The following is a 9,361-nucleotide window of genomic DNA, read 5'->3' as shown; positions in this document are numbered from 1 at the left end:
CGGCCCGTCGAGGCGCTGGTCTGCGAAGGGTCGGGACTACAGTCTCACCTCGCGCGCCTCGTTAAGGAGAAGCGTATCCCGGCGCGGTTCGTCAGGCTCAGCGATCAGGAATGGGAGGCGCAGTGAGCTTGCCAAGAGGATCGGTCCGGTTCACCGGGCCGGTCCTCATTTCTTTTATCCAGCGTCACATTCGCCCCCGCTCAGGGACCCGCAGGCGGGTCCGTCGCGGGGCCGATGCGGAACCGCCAGGGCGGTCCCGGCCTCCTGCGCGCGGCTTCGCCGTGCTCGTCGCAGGGACACCCTTCGGGTGCGGTTTTGGCGGGGTTGGTTGAGGCGGCAAGGTCCGGTTCCGCCGCATAGAGAAGAGGAGGGCAGGGACGATTGGTTCATTCGAGGAGATTAAAGCCATGTCCGACCACATCCTTCCATCATCCACCAACCCGGCGGTCTTCATTTCAGGATCGCTGTCCATTACCGCGCTTCCCGAACCCGTCATCGAGCGTATCGACGGTATCGTCGAGCGCGCGCTTCCTGTCCTGATCGGGGATGCGCGCGGCGCGGACCGTGCCGTCCAGCGCTTCCTTTCCGATCGAAATATCGATGCCGTCATGGTCTATTGTTCGGGCGATGGACCGCGCAATAACCTTGGCAAATGGCCTACCCGAAACATCCCGTCTTCCGGGGCGAAGGGCACCGCTGCCTATCACGCGCCCAAGGACAAGGCGATGGCGCAAGATGCGTCCTGCGGTCTGGTGATCTGGGACGGTCGCAGTCGGGGAAGTCTCGCCAATATCCTCCGGCTAGCGGCGCGGGGGTGTTTCATTGCGATCTGGCTTGATCCTGAAGGCCGGTTCGTCACGCTGCGATCGGATTCCGACAGGGACAGCTTTCTCGAGGCGCATCCCTGCCGGAACCTGTGACTGCCTGCGGCGCGATCAGGTCGCTGCGGGCAATCCCTTGAGCGCCGTCAGCGCGGCACTGCCACCCACCCGGATCGCCTGTGTCAGAAGCTCCCGGAAATCCTTTTCCGTGAGCTTCTCCACCGGCACCTCCGCTATCATCGCGGCATATTTGCCGCGCAGGACACGGCGCGCGCTTTCCAGTTCATCGTTCATCTTGCGCTGACGCGCTTCCAGATCGGCGAGCCGATCCCTTTCCGTCATCTTCGGCATTTCCATCGTCCTTCCCCGATGGCCTGCCCGTCACCTGCGACTGTGCCACATCGACGGACCAGCGCAAGCGGGGATTGCCGCTTCCTGCGGAACCGGCGGGGCGTCGCGCCTGGCCGCTCCTGTCGATCCTTCACCGACCCATCCCATCTATCGGCCCGCGGTGCCTGTCGCCTGCGGCCCCCATCCAAGGAGGCTTCCATGCTTGCCATCGAACCCGATCTCGATCGTTTCGTCGAAACCCATGAACCCCATTACTTCCATGCACAGGCGAGAGGTTTCGCGCTCATCCGCAAGATCGAGCGACACCTCAAACGGGCCAATTCCTACGCTGGCCAATATTACGGCTACACCGATCACGAGACCGGCGATGTCGTGATCACCGGCGAGTGCGACGAGGAATATGAAGCCGAATGGAACAAGGCTTGCGACCTCGCCCGCATGGCCGCCCGCTCAAATGCGTACTGGATCATTCGGGCGCAGGGCCGGGACGACGAGACGGCGATGCTCATCCATGAAGCGCATATGTTGATCGCCCAGCAAGGCTAATTGCACCTCGGGATCGGGCCTGATGCCCGGTCCTCTTTTTTGTATTTGGGGAGACCCCACCCATGATCGACATTCCAAAAACCATCGTACCGATTCGCTCTGTAGATTTGCAGCAAGAGTGCCCCGCGCCTGCCGGTGCGAGGCTGCGCAGCGCGAGCGCGCTGCGTAAGGCGGGACGCACGGCGCGAGGCCGTTTTGTAATGGACCCTACGCACGGGTGCAGCGGGCGTATTAGCCTGTAGAAACAAGGTCATATTGCCGTAAGACCCGTATGACCCGGTTCCAGGGGAGCGTCGTACGCGGACCACGACGCCGACGAGGTCGGCCCTATCCCGTTGAGTTACCTTGAAATAATTTGTGGTACGCGTCAGACGCGGTTTCAGGATCTGTTCGACCGCCACCTTCATCAAAAGGGCTGGACTCGCTGGTGCATCGGACAGCGGGCCGGCGACGTGGCGCAGCTCCGCCTCACCGATATCGAGTGGCAGGCGGGTTCGCTGCGGATTACGGGCAAGTCGCGCCATGAAGTTCGCTTGCCGCTGCCCCAGGACGTCGGGGATGCGGTCGCGGCCTATCTCGAATGCCGACCGTCTTTCTGCCGAAGTGATCGCGTGTTCCTGAGCACGATCGCGCCCAGTCGCCCGTTCCTAAACGGTGACGCCGTCTCTTCGGTGGTCAGGCGCATCATGAAGCGGGCTGGCCTCGTGACACCGTTCAAGGGTGCGCACGTCCTGCGGCACACCGCGGCGACCGAGATGCTGCGCCACGGGGTGCCGCTCGACAAGATCGGTCTGGTCCTCCGGCATAGTGGCATCGACACTACGTCCCACTACGCCAAAGCCGATGTCACTCTTCTGAAGCAGGTGGCGCAGCCATGGCCGGAGGCGCTCTGATGTTGAAGACCATCGAAACCTATCTCGCACTGCGTCGTGCCACGGGCTTTGCGATGTCGAATGTCGAGTATTTGCTCAAAAGCTTCGCCGGCTTCGCGACTGAGCGCGGACAGGCGTATGTTCAAACGCAAACAGCCATCGATTGGGCCGCACTGGGACCGTCGATTGCGCAACGCGACGCGCGACTGAAAGCTGTCTGCCGCTTCGCACGCCATATCCGCGTCGAAGACGTGCGGCACGAGTTGCCCCCGGGCAATCACTTCGGTGCCCAAAAAAGGCGCCGGCCACCGCACATTTACTCGGGCACGGAGATCGCTCGCCTGATCGAAGCCGCTAGCCAGCTTCGACCTCAAGGAGGCCTGCGCCCGCTGACTTATGCGACCTTGATAGCCCTACTCGCGGTCACGGGGTTGCGCATCGGCACAGCTCGACCGCCGACATGACGCGGCGTTCGACGCGACCGAGATGGCCGTCATGGGCCAGGCGAAAAGCAGCACCGTGGCGGCGGAAAATATCCGCCACCTCCAGATCGGACCGCACGGGGTCGGCTCAGGCGGGCGGCACCACCTCGATGGTCAAACGATCGAGTGGGCTCTGCGTGCTTGCGATCGTCGTCGTCGCCACATGCGTGTAGCGCGCCGTCGTCGACAGGCTGTTGTGCCCGAGCAAGACCTGGATGATCCGGATGTCGACGCCGCTCTCGAGCAGATGGGTAGCGAAGCTGTGCCGCAGCGTGTGCACGCTGACCTTCTTGGTCAATCCCGCCGCCTTGGTCGCGGACCGGCAGGCCGAATGGAGCACGGAAACGTTGATCGGCTTGTCGCCGCGACCCGGAAACAGCCAGTCGCTCGGCCGCGCCAGGCGCCAGTAGGTCCGCAAGATACCGAGCAGTTGTGGAGAGAGCATGACCGTCCGGTCCTTGCCGCCCTTGCCGTGACGGACCTGGATAACCATGCGCGCGCTGTCGATATCAGCAACCTTCAGGTTCACCGCTTCCGAAACGCGCAAACCCGCGGCATAGGCCGTGGTCAGCGCCGTGCGTGCCTTCAGGGACGGCACCGCCTCAAGCAGGCGCACGATCTCGTCGGCGCTCAAGATCACCGGCAGCTTGCGGGGCGTGCGCGCATAGGCGATCCGCTCGGGAATCTCCGCCCGGTTCAGCGTCACGCCTTAGAAGAAGCGCAGCGCGCAGACAGTCTGGTTCAGCGCCGGCCAGGAAATGCCCTGCGACACCAGATACACTTGAAACGCGCGGACATCCTCCAGCCCCAGGCGGTCCGGCGAACGGCCGAAATAACGGCTGAACTTCGTCACGGCATGGAGGTAGGATCGCTGCGTGGCTGGCGACAGGTTGCGAAGCATCATGTCGTCGATCATGCGACGGCGCAGCGGGCTCACCGCTGCCAAGGTGTCGGTCATGGATGGTCTCCTGATCAGGGGTTGGTCTTCAGCAACCAAACCTTCCCATCAGGAGGCCATTCCAGCCAGCGAACAACCCAGTGCCGCGTCAGCGGGTTCGTTCAATCAATCATAACCGACTCATCCGATTCAACAATTTTCGACAACTACTTGATAAGTGATTCAAAAACTTATGGGTAATCGCAAGCCTCACCGGATGCGTACGCTTCGCCCCCGGTCAGCGCCACCGCTATGGGCAGGCCCAACGCATTGATGCGGAGATGGATCTTGGTCGTAAAGCCACCTTTTGAGCGGCCAAGACCCTGACGCGGAGTCCCCCTCATATGATGAGTTGCAGGTCAAGGGGATATCTCGTCGTTTCGTATCTCCCGGTCGGCATCGGCATCCAGCTGAGCCCGTTCACGAGTACCGGCGGGTGTGCCTCGCCTGTACCACCTCATATCCGGTCGCCGCTCGGGACGGCTGCACCATAATCCCGCATTCGGGGACGCGGCTCAGGAGAACGGAACCCTTCTTTTGAGCGGCGTTGGAAGCCATGGGGGGCTTCGGTCCGTTCGCCTGGATCCGTCAGGACCGATCAGGTCCTGAGGATTGGAGTGTATCGCGAGCAGCCCTTCGCTACGCTGCGGTCATGGCGACTCCCGCGATCACGACCCCTGCGGTCACGTACTTCCACAAGGCAACGAGCAGCTTGCGCGCCAGCGCGACGATCGCGACCTTTCGACCTCGCCCGCCGCTGTGGCTTGCCCGTTCATGGAACCAGCGTGTGAGAGCCGCGTCCGGCTGATAGCGCAGCCATAGCCATGCCAGCTGGATCATCGTCGTGCGCAGTCGTGGATTGCCTGCTTTCGAGACGCCCTGTTCACGATCGATCGAGCCGCTTCGCCAAGGCGAGGGTGCAAGCCCTGCATAGGCCGCGACCTGGCGCCGATTGTCGAACTGTCGGAATAGTCCCTCGCTCGTGAGGATGTTGGCGGATTCCGCGCCGATACCCTCGATCCCCGTCAGCATCGCTTGAGGCGAGGTCTCATGGGCTTGGGAGCACAGGGCATCGCGTTCGGCTTCGACGGCCTTGATCTGTCCGTCCAATAGCTCGAGCCGGTCCAGTTCACGACAAAGCTGTGCCTTGAGATGGGTAGGCAATGGGCGGCCGTCGCCGGTTCGCAGTTCTTCCAGGCGCTCACGGCGGTCGCGACGAACAGGCTCATAATGCCGGATGCCGACGCCAAAGAGCAGCCCCTTGATCCGGTTGACGTGCCGTTTGCGTTCCTCGATCAGCGCCTTGCGCTCTCGGCCAATCCGGCGGCGATCCTCATCCTCGACTGCAGGCACACGGACCATCGAGCAGACGCGAGGCTCACCGCGCATCCATGCCATCAGCGTGCGGACCAGCGTCTCTCCGTCGATGCGATCGGTATTCGCCCGGCGATGCCGGCGTGACACCGCGATCGATGCGGCATCCACGACATGGCTTGCGATCCAACCTTCCGCCTCAAGCGCGCGATGGATCCAGAAGCCATCAAGCCCCGCTTCCTGGATGACCACTACACGATAGAGCCTGCCCTCCCGGGCCCGTGTCTTCTCACGCAAGGCACCCAAGCAGGCCAGCAATGCGGGCAGGTCGCCGCCCGGCACCCAGTGACGCGACATCCGCTCGCTGCCAGGTGATGGCGAGGTCGCCAGCCAGGTCGATTTCGACAGTTCCAGCGAAACGAAAATTGCGCCAAGGTCAACCCAGATGGCGGCAGGCGGCGAGATTGATTCTGCTGACATGGCAAATCCTTTCAGAGAGGTTGGTAGCAAACCGACTCTGATCTCCCTCAGGCCGCTGTCCACCTCTCATCATGGGATCTTTTGCGCGGGCTGAACAGTGGTGCGCCCGGATTATTGTGCTGTCGATCATCTGTAGGCTGGGGTTGCCGCCCCCGCTTTCGTTGAAGGCTTCGAGCAGCAACTCCCACAAGCCTGACAGCGTCCAGCGCCAGAACTGGCGGTAAACCGATGACCATTTGCCAAAATGCTCGTGCAGGTCGCGCCGGGCCACGCCCGTCCGTGCGATCCAGAAAATCCCATCGAGGACGAGGCGGTGATCTCGCGGGCGCCGCCCGCTGCGCGCCCTGCGCTCGATAACAAACGGCTCAAGACACGTCCATTCCTCGTCGCTCATCAAACCCCGGATCAAGACAGCCTCCCACTTGGCTACCTTCGAGACGCCGGCCCATTACGGCATCTAGCTAGGGGCTATCCAATAGGCGGTTGCGAAACCGTGGCTCGCACCCTAGCATGGCATTAGGGAAAACTGTCTATTTTCAGATGAACAGGTCAAAAATTGAGTATGACAAAACCCGATGCATATAAAGTGTCCAGCGTCGATATTCCGGAGGTTGTTAGCCAAAGGAAATCAATTCAATCCGTAGAAATTGGTGCAAGGGTGCTACTTTCTCTATTGAAAACAGATCCTGGTGGATCTTTTCTTCGCGATGTTGCGTCCCATTCTGGGCTGTCCCGCAGTCAAGCACACCGATATTTGCTTGCCTTCGTCAATGCCGGAATGGTAGAGCAGGATGCGTACAGCGGCCGGTATTCACTTGGTACGCTTGCGGTACGCTTGGGGCTAGCGGCGATTGCAACGCTCGATCCAGTGCGAATCGCCACAAGACACCTTGAGGGACTGCTGAATGAGTTGCAAACGACCGGGTTACTCAGCGTTTGGGGCGACTATGGGCCGACGGTAATTCGCTGGATTGACGGTGGCATCCCACTATTCACTTCAATGCATGTTGGATCCACTTTGCCGTTGCAAGGCTCCTCCACCGGCAGTCTTTTCCTAACCCATTGCCCACCTGCGCAGACTAGAGAGCGCATCGAGAGGGAAAGAGCCAAGGGGATAATCGTTAAAGATGCCGATCTGTCCAAGGAAATCCAATCTGTGCGCAAACTTGGATATGCGAGAACATACGGCTCGGTAGTGCCAGGTCTTGCAGCGGTGTCAGTGCCGGTTTTCGACTCGCAGAATCGCTTGGTCGCGACGATGAGCGTTCTTGCTCGTTCACATGACAAGACCTATTTCAGCGAGGCAAAGATCGCACGAATTATGGAGGCGGCGCGGCTGGCGAGCGAAGCGATCGGTTGGCCCGGCTCAACTTGAGCTTGTGTACCACCTTTTGCAATGCACTGCACAGTGAGAGCGGCACACCTTGAACTCTTGCTCGCTTGTTGCGGATAGATGACGCTCCGTGGTAGATTCAGGAGAGCAGGGTTAGATGAACCTCGAAAATCCTGCGGCTGGACCCCGCACTGGTCGCCGGGAATTCATTGCCATGATGGCGATGATACAGGCGCTCCAGTCGCTTGCCTTCACCTCGCTGCTGCCGGCTCTCGGACATATCGCTGCCGATTTTGAGGTTGCCCAATCGAACCAGCGCCAACTGATCATCAGCGTTTTCCTGATCAGTTCGGGATTAAGTTCGCTGATACCTGGAACAATCTCCGATCGCTACGGGCGCAAACCAGTCCTGCTCGGCTACATGGCGTTGTTCGTCATCGTCAATGCGGTTTCGGCGTTGGTGCGCGACTTCCATGTGCTTCTGGCGCTGCGCGCGATATTGGGGTTCGCATCGTCCGGGCTGACGGTGCTGCCGCTGGCGATCATCCGCGATCGCTACGAAGGTGCCGGCATGGCCAAGCTGCAGGCGGTGGTGGCGATGCTGTTCATGGCGGTGCCGACTTTCGCGCCCAGCCTGGGCTATGCGATTCTCGAGCTCGCGGGATGGCGGGCGATCTTCCTGGTGATCGGTGCTTTGGCGCTGGCGTTCACGGGCTGGTTCCTGCTCAGATTGGAAGAAACCAACCCGAAGCAGAACCGGCAGTCGCAGCGCTCGGGCAACTTGCTGGGCAATGTTGCAACGGTGCTCGGGAACCGGATGTCGATCGGCTATGTCATTGGCATGTCCTTGATTTTCGGCGGGCACTTCGGGTTCATCAACAGTTCGCAGCAACTGATCGGCGAGCATTTCGGGGCAGGCTCGGCCTATCCGCTGATCTTCGGCTCGATGGCGGCGACCATGGCGCTGGCCAGCCTGGTCAATTCGGCGATCGTCGAGCGCTTTGGCACCCGGCGGATCGGCCATGCCGCAATTTTCTGCCACCTTGCGGCATCGGTGGGACAATTGCTCCTGGCCTCAGCTCCCGGCGAAACCCTGGTCCAGTTTGTCGTCCTCATGTCTCTCAACATGTGCCTGCTGATTACCGTCTTCGTCAATTTCACTGCAATTGCCTTGCAGCCTTTCGGGCATATTGCCGGCGCGGCCGCATCGGTTCAGGCATTCTTCCGGCTGGTTCTGGGGGCAGGGTTGGGCGGCCTGATAGGTTATGTCTACGATGGCACACCGCGGCCGCTCGCGATTGCGCTGGTCTTGGTCGGGTCGCTGACCTTGGCCCTTGTGCTTTATAGCGAACGGGGTAAGCTGTTCCAGCGCCTCAATCCGTCGAGCCGATAGGCGCTTGCCTCAGGACGAGGTTAATGGCTCCTCAACCGTTTCGGGGATGCCGGGCGCCGCAATATCCGAGACCATCCGCACCCCGTCGATCACGATCGGACTGGCGACCCCGGTTCGCTGGTCGCGCGTGATTGCCATGCCCCGCGCGATAACCTGCGGGTTGGCGAAGACATCGTCGAGTTCGTTGATCGGACCCGCCGGAACGCCGGCGTCCTCGAGCGCGTCGGCCAGCTCCTGCCGGGTCCAGGTTGCAGTCAGCGTGACCTGCCCCCCGGCGGTCCCTCGATCATAACGAGAGTCTTGCGGTTGAATATTCCGCCATGCTCGCCTGCACAAGCGCGTCGGGCGTGATGCTATCGTCCTGCACGAACGTCCGACGCGCTTGTGCAGGCGTTCGATTTCCCAACGAAGAGTGGGGCCGAACATGGTTGTAGTCGTAGCGCCAGATGGCCAGCTTCCGGCGGGCGTCAGCCAAGCTGTCGAACAGCTCCTCGTTGAGCAGCTCATCGCGCAATGAGCCGTTGAAGCTCTCGATGAAGCCGTTCTGCTGGGGCTTTCCGGGATCGATGTAATGCCACTCGACCTTGTTCTGGCTGGCCCATTGCAGGATCGCCCGGCTCGTAAATTCAGTGCCATTGTCACTGACAATGCAAGCAGGTTTCCCGTGCAGGCGAACCAGCGCATCCAGTTCGCGCGCCACCCGAGCTGCGGATTCCGACGATCGCGCGCATCTATTCCGATCTGATGCCGCGCAGCGTTCCGATCTGATCGCGCGCAGGTGGATCATCTGATCGTTGGGTGAAGATGTCATTCCTGTTCGTTGTTGGTCAAG

The 9,361-nt window shown here is 61.1% G+C and carries 11 protein-coding genes and 5 pseudogenes; 7 read left to right on the top strand and 9 right to left on the bottom strand.

Translation table 11 applies throughout. The annotated features are described in order from the left end of the window. Positions 1 to 126, top strand: a pseudogene (locus tag ACFQ24_RS05010) (DUF2493 domain-containing protein); the annotation flags it as partial. 281 nt (positions 127 to 407) lie between these two features. Then, positions 408 to 920 carry a hypothetical protein gene (locus tag ACFQ24_RS05005; protein ID WP_062063587.1) on the top strand — a complete coding sequence of 171 codons (513 nt, stop codon included), beginning with the start codon at positions 408 to 410 and terminating at the stop codon, positions 918 to 920. Between the two features lie 15 nt (positions 921 to 935). Here ACFQ24_RS05005 and ACFQ24_RS05000 read toward each other — a convergent pair whose 3' ends face one another. Continuing rightward, positions 936 to 1,172 carry a hypothetical protein gene (locus ACFQ24_RS05000; RefSeq protein ID WP_062068516.1) on the bottom strand — a complete coding sequence of 79 codons (237 nt, stop codon included), beginning with the start codon at positions 1,170 to 1,172 and terminating at the stop codon, positions 936 to 938. A gap of 198 nt (positions 1,173 to 1,370) precedes the next feature. Between ACFQ24_RS05000 and ACFQ24_RS04995 the strand changes: the two genes are divergently transcribed. The 3 genes from ACFQ24_RS04995 to ACFQ24_RS04985 all read left to right on the top strand — a co-directional run bounded on the left by ACFQ24_RS04995 (position 1,371) and on the right by ACFQ24_RS04985 (position 3,054). Next, positions 1,371 to 1,718, top strand: coding sequence for a hypothetical protein (locus ACFQ24_RS04995; RefSeq protein WP_062063588.1), 348 nt, complete (start codon positions 1,371 to 1,373; stop codon positions 1,716 to 1,718). Positions 1,719 to 2,053: 335 nt separating this feature from the next. Next, entirely contained in the window at positions 2,054 to 2,611 is a 558-nt protein-coding gene (locus tag ACFQ24_RS04990; protein WP_380909428.1) for a tyrosine-type recombinase/integrase, read from the top strand. After that, positions 2,611 to 3,054, top strand: a complete 444-nt coding sequence (locus tag ACFQ24_RS04985; RefSeq protein WP_380909426.1) for a hypothetical protein — start codon at positions 2,611 to 2,613, stop codon at positions 3,052 to 3,054. The genes ACFQ24_RS04990 and ACFQ24_RS04985 overlap by 1 nt, the downstream gene beginning before the upstream one ends. Here the strand turns inward: ACFQ24_RS04985 and ACFQ24_RS22680 are convergent. The 6 genes and pseudogenes from ACFQ24_RS22680 to ACFQ24_RS04960 form a co-directional block, all read right to left on the bottom strand. Next, a pseudogene (locus tag ACFQ24_RS22680) lies at positions 3,029 to 3,151 on the bottom strand (IS91 family transposase); the annotation flags it as partial. The gene ACFQ24_RS04985 and the pseudogene ACFQ24_RS22680 overlap by 26 nt on opposite strands. 9 nt (positions 3,152 to 3,160) lie before the next feature. Then, positions 3,161 to 3,778, bottom strand: a complete 618-nt coding sequence (locus tag ACFQ24_RS04980) for a tyrosine-type recombinase/integrase (protein ID WP_230588604.1) — start codon at positions 3,776 to 3,778, stop codon at positions 3,161 to 3,163. A gap of 3 nt (positions 3,779 to 3,781) precedes the next feature. Continuing rightward, positions 3,782 to 4,030 (bottom strand): phage integrase N-terminal SAM-like domain-containing protein, encoded by a 249-nt coding sequence (locus ACFQ24_RS04975; protein WP_380909424.1) that lies wholly within the window; start codon positions 4,028 to 4,030, stop codon positions 3,782 to 3,784. Positions 4,031 to 4,236: 206 nt separating this feature from the next. Continuing rightward, a pseudogene (locus tag ACFQ24_RS04970) lies at positions 4,237 to 4,350 on the bottom strand (IS5/IS1182 family transposase); the annotation flags it as partial. Positions 4,351 to 4,648: 298 nt separating this feature from the next. Further along, positions 4,649 to 5,803: an IS110 family transposase gene (locus ACFQ24_RS04965; protein ID WP_380909422.1), complete on the bottom strand. Its 1,155-nt coding sequence runs from the start codon at positions 5,801 to 5,803 to the stop codon at positions 4,649 to 4,651. 79 nt (positions 5,804 to 5,882) lie between these two features. Further along, positions 5,883 to 6,197 (bottom strand): annotated as a pseudogene (locus ACFQ24_RS04960) (transposase); the annotation flags it as partial. 168 nt (positions 6,198 to 6,365) lie between these two features. Between ACFQ24_RS04960 and ACFQ24_RS04955 the strand changes: the two are divergent. Both ACFQ24_RS04955 and ACFQ24_RS04950 read left to right on the top strand, forming a co-directional pair. After that, complete coding sequence (locus tag ACFQ24_RS04955) at positions 6,366 to 7,178, top strand: IclR family transcriptional regulator (protein ID WP_380909420.1); 813 nt, start codon at positions 6,366 to 6,368, stop codon at positions 7,176 to 7,178. A 115-nt stretch (positions 7,179 to 7,293) separates the two neighbouring features. Continuing rightward, entirely contained in the window at positions 7,294 to 8,529 is a 1,236-nt protein-coding gene (locus ACFQ24_RS04950) for an MFS transporter (protein ID WP_380909418.1), read from the top strand. Between the two features lie 9 nt (positions 8,530 to 8,538). On the opposite strand, the pseudogene ACFQ24_RS04945 reads toward ACFQ24_RS04950, so the two are convergent. Then, positions 8,539 to 8,784: pseudogene (locus ACFQ24_RS04945) on the bottom strand (CoA transferase); the annotation flags it as partial. A 31-nt stretch (positions 8,785 to 8,815) separates the two neighbouring features. Then, a partial coding sequence (locus ACFQ24_RS04940; RefSeq protein ID WP_380909416.1) for an integrase core domain-containing protein occupies positions 8,816 to 9,361 on the bottom strand: 546 nt, incomplete at its 5' end.

This window comes from Sphingobium olei (genome assembly GCF_042678845.1).
GTDB lineage: Bacteria > Pseudomonadota > Alphaproteobacteria > Sphingomonadales > Sphingomonadaceae > Sphingobium > Sphingobium olei.
This window is presented reverse-complemented; position numbering and strand designations above follow the sequence as displayed.